This is a genomic window from Stenotrophomonas sp. PI_27, assembly GCF_027854495.1.
Classification (GTDB): Bacteria; Pseudomonadota; Gammaproteobacteria; order Xanthomonadales; family Xanthomonadaceae; genus Stenotrophomonas; species Stenotrophomonas pavanii.
On record NZ_JAJNOF010000005.1, the window covers coordinates 24589 to 47053 of the forward strand.

Annotated in this window: 23 protein-coding genes; 12 read left to right on the top strand and 11 right to left on the bottom strand. The window is 67.5% G+C overall.

Annotated elements, in window-relative coordinates; genetic code table 11:
* Positions 1 to 7: 7 nt before the first annotated feature.
* On the top strand, positions 8 to 613 hold the full coding sequence (locus LRM18_RS07785; protein ID WP_064239400.1) for a thioredoxin family protein: 606 nt from the start codon (positions 8 to 10) through the stop codon (positions 611 to 613).
* Between the two features lie 196 nt (positions 614 to 809).
* Positions 810 to 1949 carry a hypothetical protein gene (locus tag LRM18_RS07790; RefSeq protein ID WP_064239399.1) on the top strand — a complete coding sequence of 380 codons (1140 nt, stop codon included), beginning with the start codon at positions 810 to 812 and terminating at the stop codon, positions 1947 to 1949.
* 31 nt (positions 1950 to 1980) lie between these two features.
* On the opposite strand, the gene LRM18_RS07795 is transcribed toward LRM18_RS07790, so the two are convergent.
* Both LRM18_RS07795 and LRM18_RS07800 read right to left on the bottom strand, forming a co-directional pair.
* Positions 1981 to 3036, bottom strand: coding sequence for a PDDEXK nuclease domain-containing protein (locus LRM18_RS07795; RefSeq protein WP_064239398.1), 1056 nt, complete (start codon positions 3034 to 3036; stop codon positions 1981 to 1983).
* A gap of 376 nt (positions 3037 to 3412) precedes the next feature.
* Positions 3413 to 3907, bottom strand: a complete 495-nt coding sequence (locus LRM18_RS07800) for a MarR family winged helix-turn-helix transcriptional regulator (RefSeq protein ID WP_053461595.1) — start codon at positions 3905 to 3907, stop codon at positions 3413 to 3415.
* 129 nt (positions 3908 to 4036) lie between these two features.
* Here LRM18_RS07800 and hppD point away from each other — a divergent pair, with 129 nt between their 5' ends.
* Complete coding sequence (hppD, locus tag LRM18_RS07805; RefSeq protein WP_176422034.1) at positions 4037 to 5149, top strand: 4-hydroxyphenylpyruvate dioxygenase; 1113 nt, start codon at positions 4037 to 4039, stop codon at positions 5147 to 5149.
* Between the two features lie 85 nt (positions 5150 to 5234).
* Positions 5235 to 6533, top strand: a complete 1299-nt coding sequence (hmgA, locus tag LRM18_RS07810) for a homogentisate 1,2-dioxygenase (RefSeq protein ID WP_049468044.1) — start codon at positions 5235 to 5237, stop codon at positions 6531 to 6533.
* An 84-nt stretch (positions 6534 to 6617) separates the two neighbouring features.
* Here hmgA and LRM18_RS07815 read toward each other — a convergent pair whose 3' ends face one another.
* Positions 6618 to 7151 (bottom strand): hypothetical protein, encoded by a 534-nt coding sequence (locus tag LRM18_RS07815; RefSeq protein WP_270953243.1) that lies wholly within the window; start codon positions 7149 to 7151, stop codon positions 6618 to 6620.
* 125 nt (positions 7152 to 7276) lie between these two features.
* Between LRM18_RS07815 and LRM18_RS07820 the strand changes: the two genes are divergently transcribed.
* Positions 7277 to 7933, top strand: coding sequence for a hypothetical protein (locus LRM18_RS07820; protein WP_049468040.1), 657 nt, complete (start codon positions 7277 to 7279; stop codon positions 7931 to 7933).
* A 73-nt stretch (positions 7934 to 8006) separates the two neighbouring features.
* Complete coding sequence (locus LRM18_RS07825; protein WP_270953245.1) at positions 8007 to 8966, top strand: sodium:calcium antiporter; 960 nt, start codon at positions 8007 to 8009, stop codon at positions 8964 to 8966.
* Positions 8967 to 9040: 74 nt separating this feature from the next.
* Here the strand turns inward: LRM18_RS07825 and LRM18_RS07830 are convergent, their stop codons facing one another.
* From LRM18_RS07830 to LRM18_RS07865, 8 genes are all read right to left on the bottom strand, one after another.
* Positions 9041 to 9430: a Na+/H+ antiporter subunit G gene (locus LRM18_RS07830; RefSeq protein ID WP_049468036.1), complete on the bottom strand. Its 390-nt coding sequence runs from the start codon at positions 9428 to 9430 to the stop codon at positions 9041 to 9043.
* Complete coding sequence (locus tag LRM18_RS07835) at positions 9427 to 9711, bottom strand: K+/H+ antiporter subunit F (RefSeq protein WP_005411334.1); 285 nt, start codon at positions 9709 to 9711, stop codon at positions 9427 to 9429. Before LRM18_RS07835 ends, LRM18_RS07830 begins: the two co-directional genes overlap by 4 nt.
* Positions 9708 to 10214 carry a Na+/H+ antiporter subunit E gene (locus LRM18_RS07840; protein WP_049468035.1) on the bottom strand — a complete coding sequence of 169 codons (507 nt, stop codon included), beginning with the start codon at positions 10212 to 10214 and terminating at the stop codon, positions 9708 to 9710. The genes LRM18_RS07835 and LRM18_RS07840 overlap by 4 nt, the downstream gene beginning before the upstream one ends.
* Entirely contained in the window at positions 10211 to 11746 is a 1536-nt protein-coding gene (locus LRM18_RS07845; protein ID WP_270953257.1) for a monovalent cation/H+ antiporter subunit D, read from the bottom strand. The genes LRM18_RS07840 and LRM18_RS07845 overlap by 4 nt, the downstream gene beginning before the upstream one ends.
* Complete coding sequence (locus LRM18_RS07850; protein WP_049468031.1) at positions 11743 to 12135, bottom strand: Na+/H+ antiporter subunit C; 393 nt, start codon at positions 12133 to 12135, stop codon at positions 11743 to 11745. The genes LRM18_RS07845 and LRM18_RS07850 overlap by 4 nt, the downstream gene beginning before the upstream one ends.
* On the bottom strand, positions 12135 to 14963 hold the full coding sequence (locus tag LRM18_RS07855) for a monovalent cation/H+ antiporter subunit A (RefSeq protein WP_049468029.1): 2829 nt from the start codon (positions 14961 to 14963) through the stop codon (positions 12135 to 12137). Before LRM18_RS07855 ends, LRM18_RS07850 begins: the two co-directional genes overlap by 1 nt.
* A 333-nt stretch (positions 14964 to 15296) precedes the next feature.
* Complete coding sequence (locus LRM18_RS07860) at positions 15297 to 15782, bottom strand: Mpo1-like protein (protein WP_130768255.1); 486 nt, start codon at positions 15780 to 15782, stop codon at positions 15297 to 15299.
* Positions 15783 to 16005: 223 nt separating this feature from the next.
* Positions 16006 to 16932 carry a phosphoribosylaminoimidazolesuccinocarboxamide synthase gene (locus tag LRM18_RS07865; RefSeq protein WP_049468023.1) on the bottom strand — a complete coding sequence of 309 codons (927 nt, stop codon included), beginning with the start codon at positions 16930 to 16932 and terminating at the stop codon, positions 16006 to 16008.
* 144 nt (positions 16933 to 17076) lie between these two features.
* Between LRM18_RS07865 and LRM18_RS07870 the strand changes: the two genes are divergently transcribed.
* From LRM18_RS07870 to LRM18_RS07895, 6 genes are all read left to right on the top strand, one after another.
* Complete coding sequence (locus LRM18_RS07870; RefSeq protein ID WP_008265098.1) at positions 17077 to 17406, top strand: DnaJ domain-containing protein; 330 nt, start codon at positions 17077 to 17079, stop codon at positions 17404 to 17406.
* A gap of 29 nt (positions 17407 to 17435) precedes the next feature.
* Positions 17436 to 18113 (top strand): ribulose-phosphate 3-epimerase, encoded by a 678-nt coding sequence (gene rpe, locus LRM18_RS07875; protein ID WP_064239392.1) that lies wholly within the window; start codon positions 17436 to 17438, stop codon positions 18111 to 18113.
* Positions 18114 to 18125: 12 nt separating this feature from the next.
* Entirely contained in the window at positions 18126 to 18608 is a 483-nt protein-coding gene (locus tag LRM18_RS07880) for a GNAT family N-acetyltransferase (RefSeq protein WP_049468075.1), read from the top strand.
* Positions 18609 to 18911: 303 nt separating this feature from the next.
* Entirely contained in the window at positions 18912 to 19850 is a 939-nt protein-coding gene (yegS, locus tag LRM18_RS07885; protein ID WP_270953269.1) for a lipid kinase YegS, read from the top strand.
* A 292-nt stretch (positions 19851 to 20142) separates the two neighbouring features.
* A complete protein-coding gene (trpE, locus tag LRM18_RS07890) occupies positions 20143 to 21618 on the top strand; it encodes an anthranilate synthase component I (RefSeq protein ID WP_206631753.1) in 1476 nt (491 codons plus the stop codon).
* Positions 21619 to 21685: 67 nt separating this feature from the next.
* Positions 21686 to 22465 carry an SIMPL domain-containing protein gene (locus tag LRM18_RS07895; protein ID WP_049468014.1) on the top strand — a complete coding sequence of 260 codons (780 nt, stop codon included), beginning with the start codon at positions 21686 to 21688 and terminating at the stop codon, positions 22463 to 22465.

Consider the following 22465-nt stretch of genomic DNA (forward strand, 5'->3'; position numbering starts at 1 on the left):
AGAAGGCATGCGTAGCAAGCTCGGTACTGCGGTAGTGGTGGTCTGTGCGGCGCTGATCGGCGCCTGTTCGCAATCGCAACCGCCTGCCGCCGCCGAGCCCACGCAGCCGCTGGATACCCGCCCCACCGAGCCACCGGTCGCTGACCCCAGCGAACCGGTGGCCTCGGGCAATACCCCGGTGGCGGCGGACATCGCCGCCATCGCCGGGCTCGGCGCGCAGTTCGACCCGGCGCGCGACCCCGCCGATGACCTGGCCACCGCCAAGGTGGAAGCCCAGCGCGGCAAGAAGCGCATCCTGCTCGAGGTCGGCAACGCCGCCTGTGAGCGCTGCCGGGCGCTGGACGACGTGGTGGAAGGCAACGGCGACCTGCGTCGCTTCCGCGATGCCCACTACGTGTGGGTGAAGGTCAACGCCAGCGACGAGCAGCCCAACAGCGCCTTCCTTGCCCAGTTTCCGGTGATGGAGCGCGACTACCCGCACCTGCTGGTGCTGGACGCCGATGGCGGCCTGCTGGTGTCGCAGGCCACTGCTGAGCTGCGCAAGGGCGAAGCCTTCCAGCCCGCGCGGGTGGACGCCTTCCTCAAGCAGTGGGCACCGGACAAACCGGAGTAGGGTAGTGCCGGCCGCTGGCCGGCAGCTGCGGTAGGGGTCGACCGTGGGTCGGCACTGAGGCGCATCCACGCCTTGCGCGGATCTACTGCGCGCCCCGTCACACTCTCTGAATCCGTGTCTCAACTTCACCGTGAGCACGCCGTTACCGGCAAGGACCTCAGTCGACGCCCCGTCGACGCAACCTACCGGAACGCCCATGCACAGCGACCACGCCGAACGATTGCCCGACCCTGCCGGTGCGCTGGCCGACGGTGGGGCAGGCGAAGGTGTGACCCTGCCCGCGCAGGAGGCCCTGCTGGATGACGCCGGTACCGGCGAGGACAGCGTCGACCTGGCACCGCCACGCCACCGCCTGCCGCAGATCGCGCTGCCCGGCAACGTGGTGCTGAAGGGCGCGGTGCAGAAACTGGTCGAACAGAAGGCGCGCCTTGATGCGCTGGCCGCCGAAGGCCAGCTGGCGGGGTTGCTGCCGCCCGAATGGCAAGGCCATGGCGCGCGCGCGATCGAGCTGTCCACATTCATCCAGGGCGTGCTGCCCTTCCTGCAGACCGGCGAGCGTGGCGAGACCGCCCCCGCGCGACTGCCGGTGCGCCACGTACTGGGCGATGACAGCCGCTGGGGCCTGGAAGATGTTGCCGAACCCAAGTCGCTGGCCTGGTACCTGGCCAGTGACGAGCGCGCCACGGCCGGCAGCAAGGACGTCGCCGAGGCGTATCTGGTGGGCGCATTGGGCCTGGCGTGGATGCAGGAAGGCCGCAGCCGCCCCGGCTTCCTGCGCGCGATGGGCCAGGAGAGCCTGGCAGCGCGGGTGACCATGCTCGGCTACCCGCCGGCCAACGAACTGGCGCTGTACAGCGTCACCGCGCACGGCCAGCCGCAGATCTGGTGCGTGCACGGACGCCGCCGCATGCGTCCGCTGGTGGCGCCGTGGTTGAGCGTGCCGCTGCTTACCGCCTACGGCGTGCCGGCGCCGGTGGCGTGGCCGTCCAGCTTCCCGCCGGTGGAGGCGGTGGCCGAGCTGCTGGCGACCGCCCGCCTGGGGCGCGCGCTGCCGGAGGTGGACCTGGCCAAGGCGGTGGCGAAGATCGCCGAGGACGCCGCCTCCGACGCCTGGCAGCCGGTCAGCCTGCTGCAGCTCAACACCTGGTCGCCGCGCTGGCACTTCTTCCTGGGTACCTTCGTCGGCCTGCCTTCGTTGCTGTTGGTGGCGGCGGCGCTGGCGCTGCCGGGGGTGGTCGAAGCAGCCACGGTGGCCGCTTCGCTGGGCTTCGCTGGTGGTGCCATCGCGGCGCTCGCGGTGCCGTGGATCCATGCCCGCCGCAAGCACCTGAGCTGAAGCATGAACGCCATCCGCGCGTGGCGTGGATCTACGGGAGGCCGGGCGCCGCGGTCTGCAGCTGTTGCCGCGCCCGCTCCATGGCAGTCTGTAATCTTCGCTTCAGGACCTCACGGGAGGGCAGCGTGGTCAGGTACTCCGCAACATGGATGCCTGAGCGATCCAGCTCCAGCAGTTCAATCTGGCCCGCCTTCTTCCCTGTACAGAGGATGATGCCCAACGGCGCCTGCTCGCCGTCCTCACGTTCGTAGCGGTCCAGCCAGCGCAGATAGAGTTCCATTTGTCCCTTGTAGGCCGGCTTGAACTCGCCGATCTTCAACTCGATGGCAATGAGTCTTCGCAGGCGCCGGTTGTAGAACAGCAGGTCCAGGTGGAAGTCATCGCAGTCGATCTGGATGCGCTTCTGGCGGGCGACGAAACTGAAGCCGGTACCAAGTTCAAGCAGGAAGCCCTGCATCTCGCGAAGGATCGCGGTTTCAAGGTCCTGCTCGTCCCAGCTGTCCTTGAGGCCAAGAAAGTCCAGTACGTAGGGATCACGCAGTACCAGCCCTGGAGACAGCTGCTGGTTGCCGCGCAGTGCCGCCAACTCTTCGGCGATGGTCTGCTCTGGCTGGCTGGAGAGTGCCGTGCGCTCATACAGCATCGAATCGATGCGCTGGCGCAGCGTGCGTACACTCCAGCCCTCGGTGGCGGCCATCTGGGCATAGAAATCGCGCTTGAGTGGATCCGCCAGTGGGATCAGCGCGATGAAATGGGTCCAGCTCAATTGTCGTATCAGCGATACGACAATCTGCTCGTCTGCAAATGCGATGGAGAACTGCACCATCCGGCGCAGGCTCTTCTCACCGAAGGACGTGCCGAACTCGGCAGACAGCGCCTTGGCGATCCGGGTGAAGAGAGCCTCGCCGTAACGCGCACGCTGCCCCGCCATCTGGTCAACATGGATGCGACGACCGATTCGCCAGTACAGCAGCGTCAACTCGGCGTTGATGGACCTGTGCATCCTGCTGCGCGCTGCGCGGATCAGCTCTCTGAGATCGGCCAGCAAATCCTGGCCATGCGGCGACGTTGAACGCGAGTCATCCATGACGGGGCCGTTCGATGTGGATGGCCGGGCTGATGCCCGTTGAACGCGTACCGTCCGGCCGCACGCACCGACAGTCCAATAAGAGAACTCATTGGATCAGCCCGTTTCGATACACCAGCTTCGCGGAAACGGGTCGTATCGGGCCAATGCGGAAATGCCGACGGGCGAGGGCGACACTTCATGACGGATTCCGCGGGAAGTGAATGCGTGCAATGTCATCGCTTGTGGTCGGCCCACAGCCCGTACAAGAGCGGGTCCCGGCGGATCAAAGGGGGGCGGACGACAATCGCCCAGCCACTGTTCCGCTGCCGGCCAGGGTCGGCACCCGCGCCCTGGTGCCCAAAGCGACTTAATCCCCTCCGTCCCCTTTTTTCTTTCAGACCCCTTGGCCCATCCGCTCCAGGCCTTCGCCGGCCAGGCGCAGTATCAGCTTCTCCAGCACCTGCTCTTCCTCCTCGCTCAGCACCGACATCAGCTTGCGGGTGATCTCGATCACCATCGGTGCGATGGTCTCGTAGACCTCGAAGCCGGCCGCCGACAGCGCCAGCACCGAGCGGCGGCGGTCGTCGCCGTGGGTCTCGCGCTTGATGAAGCCGCGCTCCAGCAGGCGGGCCACGGCGCGGCTGACCGCCACCTTGTCCATTGCCGTGCGGTCGGAGACCTCGCTGGCCGAGGAACCCGGGTACAGCGCCAGGATGGTGATGACCCGCCATTCGGGAATCGCCAGACCGTAACGATCACCGTATAGCTTGGCGATGTTGCCGCTGACCCGGTTGGACAGCACGCTCAGCCGGTAGGGCAGGAACTGTTCCAGGTCGAGCAGGACGTGCGAGGCACGCAGGCGGGTCGAGGCGGGATCGGCGGGGCTCATGTTGCGGTGCACCTTGCTGGTGGTTTCAAGTGTAACTATAAGGGGTGGGTCCAGACCCTGCATTCTCGCCGGGTCCCAACCTGCCCGCACCTGGTTTGTACCGATGCGGTACCGATTCGGAGCCACGCCATGAATACCGCAGTCCCGACCGCCTCGCATCCCAACCCCGGCATGCAGGTCACCACCTTCGAGAACCCGATGGGCATCGACGGCTTCGAGTTCGTCGAATTCGCCGCCCCCGCCGGCCGAGGCCAGGAGCTGCACGCGTACTTCCGGAAGATGGGCTTCAGCGCGGTGCTCAAGCACAAGCAGCGTCCGATTACCGTCTATCGCCAGGGCGACGTCAACTTCCTGGTCAATGAAGACCCCGATTCGTTCGCCGCCGACTTCGCCGAAAAGCACGGCCCCTGTGCCTGTGGCTTCGCCATCCGCTTCAAGAAGCCGGGCCAGGAGGTCTACCAGACCGCCCTGGGCAACGGCGCCGAAGCCATCGCCTTCAAGCCGGACAGCAAGGCGGTCAGCGCACCGGTCATCAAGGGCATCGGCGACTGCATGCTGTACCTGGTCGACCGCTATGGCGCGGCCGGCAGCATCTACGACGGCGACTACGAGCCGATCGCCGGTGCCGACCTGCACCCGTTCGGCTTCGGCCTGACCTTCATCGACCACCTGACCCACAACCTGTATTTCGGCAACATGCAGCAGTGGTCGGACTACTACGAACGCCTGTTCAACTTCCGCGAGATCCGCTACTTCGACATCAAGGGCCTGAAGACCGGCCTGGTGTCCAAGGCGATGACCGCGCCGGACGGCATCGTGCGCATCCCGCTGAACGAATCGTCCGACCCGAAGAGCCAGATCAACGAGTACCTGGACGCATACAAGGGCGAGGGCATCCAGCACATCGCCTGCTTCACCGAGAACATCTACGAGACCGTCGAAGCGATGCGCGCGCAGGGCGTGGATTTCCTCGACACGCCGGAAACCTACTTCGATGTGATCGACCAGCGCGTGCCGAACCACGGTGAAGACGTGGCGCGCCTGGCCAAGAACAAGATCCTGATCGATGCCGATCCGGAAACCCACCAGCGCAAGCTGCTGCAGATCTTCACCCAGAACTGCATCGGCCCGATCTTCTTCGAGATCATCCAGCGCAAGGGCAACGAAGGCTTCGGCGAAGGCAACTTCACCGCGCTGTTCGAGAGCATCGAGCGCGACCAGATCCGCCGCGGCGTGCTGTAAGGTCTGCAGGCACTGCCGGCTTCCCGCCGGCAGTGCCTGTCCGAATGCTTGTGCCGGCCGCTGGCCGGCCATTTCTGGAGCCCCCATGTCCCCCGCCATCACCGCCCGTGGCTACCAGTCCGGTTTCGGCAACGAGTTCGCCACCGAGGCCATCGCCGGCGCGCTGCCGGTCGGGCAGAACTCACCGCAGAAGGTGGCCCACGGCCTGTACGCCGAACAGCTGACCGGCACCGCCTTCACCGCGCCGCGCGGAAGCAACCGCCGCAGCTGGCTGTACCGGATCCGTCCGGCGGTAACCCATGGCGAGTTCACCCCGTTCGCGCAGTCGCAACTGCAGTGCGATTTCGGCGCACAGCCGGCTTCGCCGAACCAGCTGCGCTGGAGCCCGCTGCCGCTGCCGGAACTGCCGACCGACTTCGTCGAGGGCCTGTACACCATGGGCGGCAACGGCTCGCCCGACGCGCATGCCGGTGTAGGCATCCATCTCTACGCTGCCAACCGCGACATGGTCGGCCGTTACTTCTACAACGCCGATGGCGAGATGCTGATCGTGCCGCAGCTGGGCGCGCTGCGCCTGCTGACCGAACTGGGCGTGATCGAGATCGAGCCGCAGCAGATCGCGGTGATCCCGCGCGGCGTGCGCTTCCGCGTTGAACTGCCCGACGGGCCGAGCCGCGGCTACCTCTGCGAGAACTACGGTGCGCTGCTGAAGCTGCCCGACCTTGGCCCGATCGGTTCCAATGGCCTGGCCAACCCGCGCGACTTCGAAACCCCGCACGCGGCGTTCGAGGATGTGGATGGCGATTTCGAGCTGATCGCCAAGTTCGAGGGCCGCCTGTGGCGTGCGCCGATCGACCATTCGCCACTGGACGTGGTGGCCTGGCACGGCAATTACGCGCCGTACCGCTACGACCTGCGCCGCTTCAACACCATTGGCTCGATCAGCTACGACCACCCGGATCCGTCGATCTTCCTGGTGCTGCATTCGCCCAGCGACACGCCGGGAACCAGCAACATGGACTTTGCGATCTTCCCGCCGCGCTGGCTGGTGGCACAGAACACGTTCCGCCCGCCGTGGTTCCACCGCAATATCGCCAGCGAATTCATGGGCCTGGTGCACGGTGCCTACGATGCCAAGGCCGAAGGCTTCGTGCCAGGCGGGGCATCGCTGCACAACTGCATGAGCGGCCACGGTCCGGACGCACCGACCTTCGACAAGGCGTCCAATGCGGATCTGTCCAAGGCCGATGTGATCAAGGACACCATGGCCTTCATGTTCGAAACCCGCGCGGTGATCCGCCCGACCGCACAGGCGCTGGCTGCCGGCCACCGCCAGGGCGATTACCAGCAGTGCTGGAACGGCCTGCGCAACAACTTCCGCTGACCCGAAAAAGGGGACGGAGGGGATTAAGCCGCAATCAGCACACGTGTGCCTGAAACGACTTAATCCCCTCCGTCCCCTTTTTCTTCAGACGACCTCGGCGAACGCGTTGCAATGCTCCAGCGGCAGCGCTTCCAGCAGGCGTTGCCGCACGCGCTGGCAATAGCCTTCCGAGGCCAGCCCGGGCAGCGTCCGCATCGCAGACTGCAGTACCTGCAGGACATCGCTCTCGGCCCGGGCCTGTTGCAGTTCGCGGAACAGGGCCGCTGCCTGTGGGTGGCGCTGCATCTCCAGGATCCCCAGCACGTAGATGCGCGCGGCCACCAGCGAGCGGCGGCGTTCGCTGCCGGTTGCGGGTGCAGCCGGTGCCGCAGCCGGCGTGGTGGGCGCCGATGCTGCCGTGGCTGCGGGTGGTGGCGGTGCGGCGGTCCCGGTGCTCAGGTAACCGGCCTGCACCAGCTGGATGACCATGGCCGCCGCGTCCTGGCCGATCAGGCCGGTCAGGTCGGCCAGGGTGCGCTGGCCGTCGCACAGGATCAACAACCGGCGCTGGCGCATGTCCAGCGGCGCGCGATGGGCCTGCAGCGCGGTTCGGGCGAGATCGGTCTTGCGCGGTTGCATGGAAGGGACAGCCAAGTCGGTGCACGCCGAGCCTGAACGAAGGCGATGAAACGGCGATGACAATGCAGCGCCTGCACGCGCGCTGCGCTAGCGTGCAGCTACCTTCGTGCCAGGGAACCGCACCGATGAAGCACCTCCCGATTGCTGGTCTGTTGCTCCTTTCGCTTGCCGCCTGCAGTGGTGGCCCCGACAAGCAAGGCGCCGCCGGCAGCGGCAGCGACACCCCGGCAGAAACCGCCTCGGCGACCGGGCCGGCCCAGTCGACCGATCCCGACCTGGCGGCCCGCCCGGCGAACGATCTCCGCAAGGACAGCCCGGCGCGCCTGGATGGCTTCGGCGGCGCCGCGCTGGGCGCCGGCATCGCCGAGGTCCGCAGCGGCTTCGGCACGCCGCTGCAGGGACTGGGCACCGACGCCAGTGGCAAGCCCTTGCCGGCCGACGACAGCAACGACGGCTGCTACTTCCTGCGTCCGCAGGGCGCCGAAGACCCTCGCCTGATGATCGAGGCACGCAAGCTGGTGCGCTACGACGTGCGCAGCGCGGCGATCATCGCTCCGGGCGGCGGCAAGGTCGGCATGACCCTGGGCGAGCTGCAGGTGCTGTACCCCGAGCGCGCGGACGTCGGTCCTGACAAGTACGACGAGAAAGCGCAGCACCTGCGCGTGCGGCCGGCGCAGGAGGGCGGGGCGGTCATCGACTTCGCACTCGGCGCTGATGGGCGGGTCAGTGCCTGGCGCGTCGGCAAGACCCCGCAGGTCGATTACGCCGAAGGCTGTGGCTGATCCTTGATCCACCGCCCAGCCATGCGCTCGGGCCACGCGTAGAATCGCGCCACCACTGCTGGGGGAGTGCTCGATGATCGCCATTGCCATTGCCTGGTTCCTGCTTGGCCTGCTGCTGCTGGCCCTGGGCGGGGACTCCATCGTCAAGGCCGTGTCCGGCCTGGCCCAGCGTTTCGGGGCCAGCCCGTTCACCGCTGGATTGCTGCTGCTCGGGGTGGCCACCTCGCTGCCGGAACTGGCGGTCAACGCACGCGCGCTGGCGGTGGGCCAGCCAGAGCTGGCGCTGGGCAATGCGGTCGGCAGCAGCATCGTCAACCTGGGCCTGACCCTGGCCGTGGCCGCCATCGCCGCGCCCCTGCTGCTGCGCGCGCGCCTGCAGACCGTGCTGTGGTGGTCGCTGCTGGTGGCCGGCGTGCTGCTGGTCCTGTTCGGGCTGGATGGCCGCCTGGTGCGCTGGGAGGGCGGCATGCTGGTGGCGGGCTTCATCGTCATGCAGGTGCTGCTGCTGCGCCGCGGCCGCAGCGAGAGCGAGGAGGTGCAGGCCGCCATCGCCGAGTCCGCCTTGAGCCGCACCAGCCTGCCGTTGAACGTGCTGCGGGTGCTGATCGCTGCGCTGACCCTGTACTGGGGCGCACGACTGGTGGTGGGGGCGGCCGCCGATTTCGCGGTCGCACTGGGCTGGACGCCGCTGCTGGTCGGCCTGCTGCCGGTGGCGATCGGCACCGCGCTGCCGGAAGTGGCCGCGGCGATCGCCGCCGCCCGTCGCGGGCACGGCGACATGGTGCTCGGCCACGTGCTGGGCTCCAGCGTGGTCAACCTGCTGCTGGTGGTCGGCGCGATGGCGCTGTTGCAGCCGTTGGCGTTGCCGGCCTCGTTCGTGCGCCTGGAACTTCCGGCGCTGCTGGCCTTCGCGCTGGTGCTGTACCCGATGCTGCGCGGCGACCTGAAGATCAGCCGCAGCGAAGGCGGCATCCTGCTGGCCGCATTCGTCGGCTGGTTCGTGCTGGAACTGCTGCTGGTAGGCGCGGCATGAGGTAGTGCCGGCCGCTGGCCGGCGACCTCATCGCCTCTGACGGACCCCTTGCCACTGCCGGCCAGCGGCCGGCACTACCGGTTCTGCGGAGTGTCTTCTTCCCGCGCCGGTTCCGGCGGCGGCAGCTGCTCTTCGGCGGCACGCTCGTTGCCGGGCAGGCTGGGGCGGGTCTCCATCAGCAGCGACAGCGCGGCCTTGGCCATCATGTGCGCGCTGATCGGTGCGGTGATGAACAGGAACACGGTAATCAGCAGTTCGCGCGGTTGCGGGTCCTGGCCGAGGAAGATGTGGTAGCACACCGAGCACACCAGCACGCAGCCCACGCCCAGCGTGCTGGCCTTGGTCGGCGCGTGCAGGCGCTTGAAGAAGGTGGACAGCTTCACCAGGCCCAATGCGCCGACCAGGATGAAGAAGCAGCCGAACAGCAGCAGGATCGACAGGCCGATCTGGATCGCGGTGATCATTCGACGATGTCCCGGCGCAGCACGAACTTGCTCAGCACCACGGTGCTGCCGAAGCCGAGCATGGCGATGATCAGGGCCGCCTCGAAATAGATCGGCGAGTTGAGGTACATGCCGAACAGCATCAGCTCGGCGATCGCGGTCACCGACAAGGTGTCCAGGGCGAGAATGCGGTCGGGCACGGTCGGCCCGCGCAGCAGGCGCCAGGTGGCCAGCAGCATGGCCAGGCCGACCACGTGCATGCACACCACCAGGGTGGTCTGGATGACTTCAAAACCGGTCATGGGAAGATCTCCATCAACGGCGCCTCGTAACGGCGCTTGATCGTATCGATCAGGTCCTGGGGGTCCTCCAGGTGCAGCACGTGCACCAGCAGGAACCTGCGGTCGTCGCTGAGCGCGGCCGAGACCGTGCCCGGGGTCAGGGTGATCATGCTGGTCAGCGCGGCGATGCCATGGATGTTGGCGATGTCCAGCGGCAGCCAGATGAAACCCGGGTGGATGTTCTTTTCCGGGCCCAGCACCTGCAGGGCGACGCGGATGTTGGACATCAGGATGTCCCACAGGGTCACGCACACCAGCTTGGGCAGCGGCCGCAGCGTACCGATGCGCGCGAACTCGCGGTCCAGGCGCGCGGCGAACAGCGGCACCACCACGCCCAGCAGCAGCCCCAGCACGATCTGGCCGAGGGTGAAGCTGTCGGACATCAGCAGCCAGAACGCCACCACCATGATGCTGAGCATCGGCGAGGGGATCAGGCGGCGGAACAGGGAGCGCTGGGCAGTCATGGCTGGCGGATCTCCGGCGTGGTCGCGCGCAGCTGCTGCACGTACTCGCTGGGTTGCAGCAGCTGTGCGGCGGTGGCGTCGGTGTAGCGCATCAACGGTGCAGCGGCCAGCGTCATCCCGATGCCGTAGACCAGCAACAGGCAGGCGGCGTAGAGCTCCACCCGGCGCAGGGGAGCCTTGCGCGGCTTCGGTGCCTCCGGGTCGACCGGCGGCACGCGCCAGAACAGGCGGATGCCGCCGCGGGTCAGGCCCATGATCACCAGCAGGCTGCTGACCAGCACGGCGGTCCAGACCGGCCCGGTGTACTGCGCCGGCATGCCGGCCAGCAGCGCGGCCTTGGCCAGGAAGCCGGACAGCGGCGGCAGGCCGGCCACCGACACTGCCCCGATCAGGAACAGCACCGCTGGGGTTTCCTTGCCCGGCATCGGTGCCACTACTTCCTTGCGGTCGCTGGCACCGCCGCGACGACGGCGGATCAGGTCGGCGATCAGGAACAGCGCGGCGGCGACGAAGCTGCTGTGCGGCAGGTAGTACAGGCCCGCCGAGAGAACCTGCGGCGTGCCCACCGAGAAGGCGATGAACAGCGTGGCCGCCGACACGATCACCAGGTACGAGATCAGGACGCGCAGGCGGGTCGCGGCCAGTGCACCCAGGCCACCGAGCACCAGCGTCGCCACGCCGGCCCACAGCAGCCAGTCGCGGGCATAGCCGGCCATCGCGCCTGCGTCATCGCCGAACCACAGCATCTGGATGCGCAGCACCGAGTACAGGCCGACCTTGGTCATGATCGCAAACAGCGCGGCGACCGCCGCCGGCGCGCGCGAATAGGCTTCCGGCAGCCACAGGTAGAGCGGCATCAGTGCGGCCTTGGCGCAGAACACCAGCAGCAACAGGCCCATCGTCGCCTTCACCAGGGTCAGCTGTGCCGGCGGTACCTGCGCGATGCGCTGCGACAGCTCGGCCATGTTCAGCGAACCCAGGGTGGCGTACAGCAGGCCCAGCGCGATCAGGAACAGGGTCGAGGCGGTGACGTTGAACACCACGTAGTGCAGGCCGATGCGCATGCGCAGGCCACGACCGCCGCTGAGCAGCAGGCCGTAGGAGGCGATCAGCATCACCTCGAAGAACACGAACAGGTTGAAGATGTCGCCGGTCAGGAACGCCCCGTTGAGGCCGACCAGTTGGAACTGGAACAACGCGTGGAAGTGCGGGGCGCGGCGGTCCCAGCCGGAACAGGCATGCAGCAGGCAGGGGATGGCCAGCAGCAGGGTGGTCAGCAGCATCCACGCCGACAGCCGGTCGGCCACCAGTGCGATGCCCAGCCGCGACGGCCAGTCGCCGAGCAGGTAGACGTTGATCTCGCCGCCGGCGGTGGTGGCAAACAGCAGGCCCACCGCCAGCGCCAGCGCCGACAGCGCGGTCCAGGCCACCGCGCGCTGCACCCGGGGGCCATAGCGGCGGTGTTCGACGAACAGCGACAGTGCGGCACCCAGCAGCGGAATCAGGATCGGCAGGATCACCAGATGGTTCATGCGCGGTCCTCGCCCTGGCGCGGCGGCGCGCGTTCATCCTGCAGGTCGTCGTCCGGCTCGTGGGCGTCCACATGGTCGCTGTGGTTGTCGCTGCGGCTGCGCATGGCCAGCACGATGCTCACCGCGGTCATCGCGAAGGCGATCACGATCGCGGTCAGCACCAGCGCCTGCGGCAGCGGGTCGGTGTAGTTGCCGAGGTGGCTGTCCACGCCTTCCTGCAGCACCGGCGCCTTGCCCAGCACCACCCGGCCACCGGCGAAGATCAGCAGGTTGGTCGCATAGGACAGGAAGGTCATGCCGAGGATCACATCGAAGCTGCGCGCACGCAGCAGCAGGTAGATGCCGATGGCGGTCAGCACGCCGATCGCGGTGGCCAGGGCCAGTTCCATCAGTGCATCTCCCCGGTGCGTGCCGAACGGCGTTGCAGGTCGATCTCGCCCTTGCGGGCAGTGCGGGTACGCGACGGCTTGATCGTGCCCATCATCGACAGCATCAGCATGGCGCCGCCGAACACCACCAGGTAGACGCCGATGTCAAAACCAATCGCGCTGGCCAGCGGCACCTCGCCGATCAGCGGCAGGTGCAGGTCGAGATGGCCGCTGGTCAGGAACGGCACGCCGAACAGCATCGAGGCGCTGCCGCTGAGCAGGGCGATCAGCAGGCCCATGCCGATGCAACGGATGTAGTCGAAGCCGAAGCGCGACTCCACCGACGCGGTGCCCTGGATCACATACTGGATCAGCAGCGGCACCGCCAGCACCAGGCCGGCGATGAAGCCACCGCCCGGTGCGTTGTGGCCGCGCAGGAACAGGAAGATCGACACGGTCAGGGTCAGCGGGAACATGATCTGGGCCAGGTCGGCCGGCACCGGCAGCTTGATCGGCGGGCCGGGCATGATCTGCTCCGGTGCCATCCGCGTACGCCGCAGCAGCGCATGCACCACCAGCGCGGCGATGCCGAACACGGTGATCTCGCCGAAGGTATCGAAGCCGCGGAAGTCCACCAGGATCACGTTGACCACGTTCTGGCCGTAGGCCTCGGGCAGCGCCCGGGCGAGCAGCTCGCCGGCCATGGTGTTCGGCGGCAGGGTCATCGCGGAGTAGGCCAGCGCGCCAAGCCCGGCACCGGCGATGATCGCGATCACCGCATCGCGGCGCTTGCGCCAGCGCGGCCGCTCCGGCCCGGACTGCGCCGGCAGGTAGTTCATGCCCAGCAGCATCAGCACCAGCGTCACCATCTCCACCAGCAGCTGGGTCAGGGCCAGGTCGGGCGCGGACAGGAACACGAAGGTCAGCGCCACCATCAGGCCGACGCCGCCGACCAGCAGCACTGCCAGCAGGCGCTGCTTGTAGATGCGCAGGGTAGCCACCGCGCAGGCCATCATCACCAGCCACAGCGCCCAGCCCAGCAGCGGGATCGGCTGTGGCCTGGTCCAGTCCGGCGAGGCGGGGTTGGCCACGAACGGCGCGGCGGCGGCCACGATCGCCACCAGCACCAGGCCCAGCAGCATGCGCTGCAGGCTGCCGTTGGCGATGCCGTTGGTCAGCCGCATGGCCAGTGCGGAGATCGCGTCCAGCTGCGCATGGAACACATTGCGGCCCGTGCTGACGTTGGTCACGGCGTGCAGGTTGATCAGCTTGCGCAGGCCGAAGTACAGGGCCACGCCGCCGACCACGCCGATCGCACTCATCGCCAGCGGCAGGTTGAAGCCGTGCCATACCGCCAGGCTGTACTCGGGCATGGCGTCGCCGAGGATCGAGGCCGCAGCGGCGTGCAGCACCGGCGCTACGGTCAGTGCCGGTGCCACGCCCACCGCGATGCAGATCACCACCAGCAGTTCCACCGGCACCTTCATCCAGCGCGGCGGTTCGTGGGGCACGCGGTCCAGGTCGTGCGGGCCGGGGCCGAAGAAGGTGTCGTGCACGAAGCGCAGGCTGTACGCCACCCCGAATACGCCAGCCAGCAGCGCAGCGATCGACACCGCCGTGCGCATGATTCCCGGGCCCCCGGCCGTGATCGCTTCGGCGAACAGCATTTCCTTTGACAGGAAGCCATTGAGCAGGGGGATGCCAGCCATCGCCAGCGAGGCGATGATCGCCAGCGCGCTGGTGAACGGCATCAGCCTGCGCAGCCCGCCCAGCTTGCGCATGTCGCGGGTACCGGTCTCGTGGTCGATGATGCCGGCGGCCATGAACAGCGAGGCCTTGAAGGTGGCGTGGTTGAGGATATGGAACACACCGGCCACTACCGCCATCGGCGTGGACAGGCCGAACAGCAGGGTGATCAGGCCCAGGTGCGAGATCGTCGAATAGGCCAGCAGGCCCTTCAGGTCGTGCTGGAAGATCGCGTTCCAGGCACCGATCAGCAGCGTGAGCGCACCGATGCCGCTGACCGTGTAGAAGAACAGGTCGCTGCCGGCCAGCACCGGGTGCAGGCGCGCCAGCAGGAAGACGCCGGCCTTCACCATGGTGGCCGAGTGCAGGTAGGCCGAGACCGGGGTCGGCGCGGCCATCGCGTGTGGCAGCCAGAAGTGGAACGGGAACTGCGCGCTCTTGGTGAAGATGCCGGCCAGCACCAGCAACAGTGCGTACGGATAGAGCGCGCTGGCGCGGATCTGCTCGCCAGCGGCCAGCACCACGTCCAGGTCGAAGCTGCCGACGATGCGGCCGATCAGCAGCACGCCACCGAGCAGGGCCAGGCCGCCGCCGCCGGTGATCACCAGCGCCATGCGTGCGCCTTCGCGCGCGTCCTGGCGGTGCGACCAGAAGCCGATCAGCAGGAACGAGCTGATGCTGGTCATTTCCCAGAAGATCATCAGCAGCAGCAGGTTGCCCGACAGCACCATGCCCAGCATGGCACCCATGAACAGCAGCAGGTAGCAGTAGAAGCGGTGCGCGTTGTCCTGCTGGCTCAGGTAGTAGCGCGCATACAGCACCACCAGCGCGCCGATGCCGAGCACCAGACCGGCGAACATCCAGGCCAGCCCGTCCAGTCGCAGGGTGAAGTCCAGGCCGATCTGCGGCAGCCACGGCACCAGCGTGCGGACCACCTGGCCGTCGAGCACCGACGGGGTCAGCCAGCCGAGGATGGCCAGCCCGCCCAACGGCGCCAGTGCCGCCAGCCAGGCAGCAGTGGAGCGCGAACTACGGGGGAAGGCCGCAACGGCCGCTGCCATCAGGAACGGCAGGGCCAGCAGCAGGGGCAGGCTGGGGAGCATGCAGGGAATCCATGATTCACGAGCAGGTCAGGGAGGATAACAGGCTGCGAAATGTCGCCGAAACCCATCGAACGGCGATCAACTGCATGTAACGTCCGCTGATTCATTTTTTTCGCGGCGCAGCATCGCGTTCCTGTTGCTCCTCCCCGCTTGCCCTCGGGGGACACCCTACGCCCACGCAGGGAGACCGCAGGCCCTGTCGCACAGGGGCTGCCGCCAACGGGCGAGAGGTGGGGAGCGAGTCACTGGCGCAGGCTGGCAGGGCCGCCGTGGAGCGTGGGTGACGGAATCCGCCCGTTCAGGAAACGACGGCCACTGTCGGCCACCGCAAGGTCAGTAGCGCCAGTCGAGCTTGCGGTAGAGCTTGGCCATCACCCAGGCCGGGCCGATCAGCAGGTAGGTCAGGTCAGTCAGGAAGCTGGGCTTGCGGCCCTCGAACTTGTGGCCGATGAACTGCGCGATCCAGGCCACCACGAACACCCCTGCCGCCAGCCAGCGCAGCCCCTGCAGGCCGATCTCGGCCTCCAGCAGGCGGCACAGGCAGCCGAACACGAAGAACTGGATGAGCATGCCGATGCCCAGCGGGCGCGACAGCTTGTTGTAGAAGCACCAGGCACTGAACATCGCCAACGCCGACCAGATGCCGTACTGGAACCAGGTGATCAGCGGTGGCAGGCACCACAGCAGGGCCACCACCGACCACAGGATCGCCGGCACCGCCACCACGTGGATGCGCTGGTTGATCACATTGCGGTGGTCGTCGGAGTAGCTGGCGAAATAGCGGTCGATCGGCCGCGCAAGCTGGGTGGATGTCTGCATGCTGCGTCGCTTCCTCGGACAACGGTAGTGCCGGCCGCTGGCCGGCACTCCAGAGCATAGCCGAGTTCGCGAGGTTGCCGGCCAGCGGCCGGCACTACCCCGGGCAACCGGCAGTAGAGCCCGGCCATGCCTGGCTGCAGGTATTCGCTGAGGTTGCCGGCCAGCGGCCGGCACTACCGCGTTCAGAACGCCCCCCGCCTTTCCGGCCGGGGGGCGCAGGGGATCAGTCGACGCTGATCCCGGCCAGGCGCTGCAGCGCTTCGGCGTACTTGGCGCGGGTGCGCTCGATGATCTCGGCCGGGATGGTCGGGCCCGGGGCGGTCTTGCCCCAGTCCAGCGTCTCCAGGTAATCGCGCACGAACTGCTTGTCGTAGCTCGGCGGGCTGGTGCCCACTTCGTACTCGTCGGCCGGCCAGTAACGCGAGGAATCCGGCGTCAGCATCTCGTCCATGATGTACAGGCGGCCATCGGCGTCGGTACCGAACTCGAACTTGGTGTCGGCCAGGAGGATGCCGCGTTCGCGGGCGTAATCGGCGGCGAACTTGTAGATGCGCAGGGTGGCGTCGCGCACGCGCTCGGCCAGTTCCGCACCGACCTGCTTCACCATCGCATCGAAATCGATGTTCTCGTCGTGGTCGCCGACGGCGGCCTTGGTCGACGGGGTGAAGATCGGCTCGGGCAGCTGCTCGGCCTGGCGCAGGCCATCGGGCAGGTCGATGCCGCTGACCTTGCCGGTGCGCTGGTAGTCCTTCCAGCCGCTGCCGATCAGGTAGCCGCGCGCGATCGCTTCCACCGGCACCGGCTTCAGCTTGCGGGTGACCACCGCGCGCCGGGCGTACAGGGCCGGGTCCACGCCCTCGGGCAGCACGCTGGCCACGTCGATGCCGGTCAGGTGGTTGGGCATCAGGTGCGCGGTCTTGGCGAACCAGAAGTTGGAGACCTGGCAGAGCATCTCGCCCTTGCCCGGGATCGGGTCGGGCAGCACGACATCGAACGCAGACAGGCGATCGGTGGCCACCATCAGCAGGTAATCGCCCGGCGGGGTTCCGGCTGGCAGCCGCTCGCGCGGGATATCGAACACATCACGCACCTTGCCGCGATGGCGCAAGGGCAGGCCGGGGAGATCGGATTGCAACAGCGTGGTTGGCACGGGCACTCCTGGGGCGTTGTCGATACGGCTGCTGCCCAACGGACCCGGCGGGCCCGCTGACCAGCGGGCGGCCTAGTGTAAAGCGGTCCGGGCCCGCTGTGACGTAAAATGAGCGTCCATTTCGTCGGTCCACCCCGGAGCGCCATGCGCTGGTACGGAAAACTGCTCGGATTCATCGCCGGCGCCCTGCTGTTCCGGCCCAATCCGCTGTTCGGCGCCGTGGTGGGGCTGCTGATCGGCCACGCCTTCGACTCGGACTGGTTCCGCCTGAACAAGGAGAACCCGTACCGGGAGCTGGGGCTGACCTCCGAGGCCACCGATGCCGAGATCGAGCGCGCCTACCGCAAGCTGATCTCCCAGTACCACCCCGACAAGCTTGGCGGCGCCGCCCCGGAGCTGCAGCAGCAGGCCGAGCAGAAGTCGCGGCGGATCAATGCCGCCTACGACCGCATCAAGACCCTGCGCAAGCGCTGACCCCTTTCCCCTCGTTGCAAGGCCTGGCCATGTCCCACTGCCTCATCGCCCCCTCCATCCTGTCCGCCAACTTCGCCCGCCTCGGCGAGGAAGTCGACAACGTCCTCGCCGCTGGCGCGGACTGGGTCCACTTCGACGTGATGGACAACCACTACGTGCCGAACCTGACCATCGGCCCGATGGTCTGCCAGGCGCTGCGCAAGCACGGCGTGACCGCACCGATCGACGTGCACCTGATGGTCGAGCCGGTGGACCGCATCATTCCGGACTTCGCCGAGGCCGGTGCCACCTACATCAGCTTCCATCCGGAGGCGAGCCGCCACGTGCACCGCACCATCCAGCTGATCCGCTCGCTGGGCTGCAAGCCGGGCATCGTGCTCAATCCGGCCACGCCGGTGGACATCCTCGACTGGGTGCTGGAGGACCTGGACCTGGTGCTGCTGATGTCGGTCAATCCGGGCTTCGGCGGCCAGGCCTTCATCCCCTCGGCGCTGGACAAGCTGAAGGTCGTGCGCAAGATGATCGACGCCAGCGGCAAGGACATCCGCCTGGAGATCGACGGTGGCGTGAAGGCCGACAACATCGGCCAGATCGCTGCCGCTGGCGCCGATACCTTCGTCGCCGGTTCGGCCATCTTCAATGCCAAGACCAGCTACCAGGACGTGATCGCGCAGATGCGCGCCAACGTTGCCGCGGCGCGGGGCTGAACCATGAGCACGGTGGCCGTGTTGAACATCCGCCCGGCCACCGTGGCCGATGCCGGTCTGATCCTGCATTTCATCCGCGAGCTGGCCATTTACGAGAAGGCCGAGCACTCGGTGCAGACCGATGAGATCGGCATCGCCGAGAGCCTGTTCGGACCCGATGCCACGGCGCGCGCCCTGATCTGCGAAGCCGGTGGCGAGGCCATCGGTTACGCCGTGTATTTCTACAACTACTCGACCTGGCTGGGCCGCAAGGGCATCTACCTGGAAGACCTGTATGTCAGCCAGGAAAAGCGTGGCGCGGGCGCTGGCAAGGCGCTGCTGAAGTACATCGCCCGCCAGGCCGTGGCCGAAGGCTGCGGCCGCTTCGAGTGGTCGGTGCTGGACTGGAACACCCCGGCCATCGCGTTCTACACCGCTGCCGGCGCGAAGCCGCAGGACGAGTGGACCGTGTACCGGCTGCAGGGCCAGGCGCTGCACGATTTCGCCAACGGGTGAGATGACGTGCATCCACGCACGGCGTGGATCTACGGCCGGGCAAAAAAAAGCCACGCCCATCACGGGCGTGGCTTCGCTGCATGCGTGGGAGGCTGATCCTGCCTCCATCCGTCGTCCCTGCTATGGACTTCCATTCTCCGGGCCGGCAATGACATCTGCATGACATCGCGGTTGCGGTGCCGCGTCGGCTCCCCTGCACCATCATCCACGCATGGCGTGGATCTACGGCTCCCAAGCGTTGGCGTTCACTGGCAGCGAACGCGCGATTGCTAGCCTGTGCCCCCCCTCTCCTGGAAGCTCTGCATGACCACCCCGCGCTGGCGCCTGATCCTCAATGGAAAATCCGCTGGCAACGAGGAGCTGCGCGATGCCGTCGGCCACTGGCGCGGGCAGGGCGTGCAGCTGGACGTACGGGTGACCTGGGAGGACGGTGACGCCGAGCGCTACGTTGCCGAAGCCATCGACCATGGCGTGGACGTGATCGTGGCCGCCGGTGGCGACGGCACGCTCAGTGCGGTGGCCGAAACCCTGGCCCATCGCGATGAACCGGCGCAGGCGCTGCCTTCGCTGGCGCTGATCCCGATGGGGACCGCCAACGATTTCGCCACGGCTGCCGGCATCCCGACCGGGCCCCAGGAGGCCTTCGCCCTGATCGGCCAGGCACCGCCGCATGCCATCGACCTGTTGCGCGTGGATGCCGATGGCACGCCCTGGTGGTGCGCCAACCTCGCCAGTGGTGGCTTCGGCACGCAGGTGACGGTGGAGACCGATGCCGGCTTGAAGAAGATGCTGGGTGGGCTGGCCTACGTGATCACCGGCATCGCCAAGCTGGGCCGCATCGAGCCGATCACCGCGCGCCTGTCCGGCCCGGATTTCGCTTGGGAAGGCGACTTCATCGCGCTCGGCATCGGCAATGGCCGCCAGGCCGGCGGTGGCCAGCAGCTGTGCCCGCAGGCCCTGATCGACGACGGGCTGCTGGATGTCACCGTGCTGCCAGAGCTGGAAGGGGAGGTCACCGCGACCCTCGGCCAGATGCTGAAGTCGGGCACGCAGGCCGCACTCGAACAATTGGCCACGCGCGCGAGGCTGCCGTGGCTGCAGGTGCAAGCCGAGCGGCCGCTGACGCTCAACCTGGACGGCGAGCCGGTGCAGGCGCGCCAGTTCCGCATCGCGTGCGTGCCGGGCAGGGTGCGGATGCACCTGCCGGTCGGTTGCCCGTTGCTGGCGGGGCAGGGGGGGTAGAGTCGACTGTCAGTCGACTGCTTTTCGTTCCGAGGGCATAAAACCCCGCGCGACGCGCACAAGTCGACCAACAGTCGACTCTACCGGTCCGCGTCGTCGGTTCCCGTGGCCGGCCCCGCCCGTCCCGTGGTTCAGTTTCCCAGGGTTCCCCTGCCGACCAAGCTGCGATACAGTCAAGGGGTGTCCAGCCTGACGACCCCGCATACCCTTTCTTCCGCACGCCGTTGGTGGCGATGGTGGCCCGTTGCCGTCGTCCGCCCCCATAACGCTGTGTCCCGGAAGGAAAGTCGTCTTGAACTCGCACGCTCAGTTTCAGCAGCAGGCCGCTGAAGGCCACACCCATATTCCCGTCGTCCGTGAAGTGCTGTCCGACCTGGACACGCCGCTCTCGGTCTATCTGAAGCTCGCCGACGGCCCCAATACCTACCTGTTTGAATCCGTCGAAGGCGGCGAGCGCTTTGGTCGTTACTCGATCATCGGGCTGCCGGCGCGGCGCGTGTACGCCTTCCATGGCCACACGCTGACCGTGCGCGAAGACGGCCAGGTGGTGGACACCCGCGAGGTGGCCGACCCGTTTGCCGAAGTCGAGGCGCTACGCAGCGCCCACTCGGTGCCGAAGCTGGACGGCCTGCCGGGCTTCACCGGTGGCCTGGTCGGCTGGTTCGGTTTCGAGTGCATTGGCTACATCGAGCCGCGCCTGGCCTCGCCGGCGGGCCGCGATGAACTGGGCACCCCGGACATCCTGCTGCTGGACTCCAACGAGCTGGCGGTGTTCGACAATCTGAAGGGCCGGCTGTACCTGATCGTGCACGCCGACCCGCGCGTCGACGGTGCCTTCGAACAGGCCCAGGCGCGCCTGGATGCCCTGACGGCGAAGCTGCGTGCACCGGGTGCCGGCTATCCGGCGCCGCTCAACAGCGACGTGCTGGACGAATCGGATTTCGTCTCCGGGTTTACCCGCGAAGGGTTCGTCGATGCGGTCCAGCGCAGCAAGGAATACATCCGCGCCGGCGACATCTTCCAGGTGGTGCTGAGCCAGCGCCTGAGCGTGCCGTTCAAGGCGCGCCCGGTGGATGTGTACCGTGCGCTGCGTGCATTGAATCCGTCGCCGTACATGTACTTCCTCGATGTTGGCGACCTGCAGGTGGTTGGTTCCTCGCCGGAAATCCTGGTGCGTCTGCAGGATGGCGAAGTCACCGTGCGGCCGATTGCCGGCACCCGTCCGCGCGGTGCCACCGTCGAGCAGGACCTGGCGCTGGAAGCCGAGCTGCTGGCCGACCCGAAGGAACGCGCCGAGCACCTGATGCTGATCGACCTCGGCCGCAACGATGCCGGGCGCGTGTCCCGGGCCGGTACCGTGGAAGTGGGCGAGCAGTTCGTGATCGAACGCTACAGCCACGTCATGCACATCGTCAGCGAAGTCACCGGGCAGCTGCAGCCGGGGCTGAGCTATGCCGACGTGCTGCGTGCCACCTTCCCGGCCGGCACGGTCAGCGGCGCGCCGAAGATCCGCGCGCTGGAAGTGATCCGCGAGCTGGAACCGATCAAGCGCAATGTCTACGCCGGCAGCATCGGCTACATCGGCTGGCACGGCGATGCCGATACCGCGATCGCGATCCGCACCGCGGTGATCAAGGATGGCCGCCTGTACGTGCAGGCCGGTGCCGGCATCGTCTACGACTCGGACCCGGACAAGGAATGGGACGAGACGATGAACAAGGGCCGCGCGCTGTTCCGTGCCGTCGCCCAGGCTGCCAAGGGCCTGTGAGCCTCCCCGTGCCGTGGCCTGCGCCGCGGCACCTCCTGCTGTTCCCATTCAAGACAAGGAGTACCGCATGAAGCTGCTGAGCGCATTGCTGTGGTCGTCGCTGCTGGCCACGATGGCCCCGTCTGCGTGGGCGCAGGCCAATACCATCCCCTCGCAGCCGCACCTGCTGGTGAAGGGGCAGGGCACCCGCACGGTGATGCCGGACCGGTTCGGCCTGCAGTTGAACATCGAAGAGACCGACATGGATGCCGATGCGGCGCGCCGCCGCGTGCAGGGCAACGTGGCCCGCGTGCTGGCGCTGTTCAAGCAGCACAAGGCGGTGGAGGGCAGCGTGCGTGCGGACAACCTGCGGATCGGCCCGGCGACGCGCTACGAGCAGAACCGGCAGGTCTTCATCGGTACCCGCGTGTCGCGCCAGCTGCGCGCCAGCTTTGCCAGCGTGAAGGCGATGCAGGACGTCCTGGGTGCGTTGAAGGCCAACGAGAACGTGCAGGTCAGCAGCATGGCGCCGACCTACTCGGGCGAAGCGGCGTTGCGGCGCGAACTCAAGGGCGAGGCCGCAGCCCAGACCCGCCAGTCCGCGCAGGGCCTGGCCAAGGCCTACGGCACGCGGCTGCGCGGTCTGTACAGCATCTCCGACGTGGCGCCGAACTTCGCCTACGGCATCCAGGCCGGGCAATGGCCGCAGCCGGGCGAAGACGGCGGGGATCTCGACAGGATCTCGGTGACCGGCAGCTACGCGCCCGCCTCGGCGCCTGCGCCCGCTGAGCCCGAATCCGTTGAAGCCGGCCCCATCACCTACACCGAAAACGTATACGCCATTTTCCTGATAAGCGACGGAACCTGA

Coding starts and splice junctions, on each gene's coding strand:
- LRM18_RS07785 (WP_064239400.1), top strand. CDS start 8: ATGCGTAGCAAGCTCGGTACTGCGGTAGTGGTGGTCTGTGCGGCGCTG.
- LRM18_RS07790 (WP_064239399.1), top strand. CDS start 810: ATGCACAGCGACCACGCCGAACGATTGCCCGACCCTGCCGGTGCGCTG.
- LRM18_RS07795 (WP_064239398.1), bottom strand. CDS start 3,036: ATGGATGACTCGCGTTCAACGTCGCCGCATGGCCAGGATTTGCTGGCC.
- LRM18_RS07800 (WP_053461595.1), bottom strand. CDS start 3,907: ATGAGCCCCGCCGATCCCGCCTCGACCCGCCTGCGTGCCTCGCACGTC.
- hppD (WP_176422034.1), top strand. CDS start 4,037: ATGAATACCGCAGTCCCGACCGCCTCGCATCCCAACCCCGGCATGCAG.
- hmgA (WP_049468044.1), top strand. CDS start 5,235: ATGTCCCCCGCCATCACCGCCCGTGGCTACCAGTCCGGTTTCGGCAAC.
- LRM18_RS07815 (WP_270953243.1), bottom strand. CDS start 7,151: ATGCAACCGCGCAAGACCGATCTCGCCCGAACCGCGCTGCAGGCCCAT.
- LRM18_RS07820 (WP_049468040.1), top strand. CDS start 7,277: ATGAAGCACCTCCCGATTGCTGGTCTGTTGCTCCTTTCGCTTGCCGCC.
- LRM18_RS07825 (WP_270953245.1), top strand. CDS start 8,007: ATGATCGCCATTGCCATTGCCTGGTTCCTGCTTGGCCTGCTGCTGCTG.
- LRM18_RS07830 (WP_049468036.1), bottom strand. CDS start 9,430: ATGATCACCGCGATCCAGATCGGCCTGTCGATCCTGCTGCTGTTCGGC.
- LRM18_RS07835 (WP_005411334.1), bottom strand. CDS start 9,711: ATGACCGGTTTTGAAGTCATCCAGACCACCCTGGTGGTGTGCATGCAC.
- LRM18_RS07840 (WP_049468035.1), bottom strand. CDS start 10,214: ATGACTGCCCAGCGCTCCCTGTTCCGCCGCCTGATCCCCTCGCCGATG.
- LRM18_RS07845 (WP_270953257.1), bottom strand. CDS start 11,746: ATGAACCATCTGGTGATCCTGCCGATCCTGATTCCGCTGCTGGGTGCC.
- LRM18_RS07850 (WP_049468031.1), bottom strand. CDS start 12,135: ATGGAACTGGCCCTGGCCACCGCGATCGGCGTGCTGACCGCCATCGGC.
- LRM18_RS07855 (WP_049468029.1), bottom strand. CDS start 14,963: ATGCTCCCCAGCCTGCCCCTGCTGCTGGCCCTGCCGTTCCTGATGGCA.
- LRM18_RS07860 (WP_130768255.1), bottom strand. CDS start 15,782: ATGCAGACATCCACCCAGCTTGCGCGGCCGATCGACCGCTATTTCGCC.
- LRM18_RS07870 (WP_008265098.1), top strand. CDS start 17,077: ATGCGCTGGTACGGAAAACTGCTCGGATTCATCGCCGGCGCCCTGCTG.
- rpe (WP_064239392.1), top strand. CDS start 17,436: ATGTCCCACTGCCTCATCGCCCCCTCCATCCTGTCCGCCAACTTCGCC.
- yegS (WP_270953269.1), top strand. CDS start 18,912: ATGACCACCCCGCGCTGGCGCCTGATCCTCAATGGAAAATCCGCTGGC.
- LRM18_RS07895 (WP_049468014.1), top strand. CDS start 21,686: ATGAAGCTGCTGAGCGCATTGCTGTGGTCGTCGCTGCTGGCCACGATG.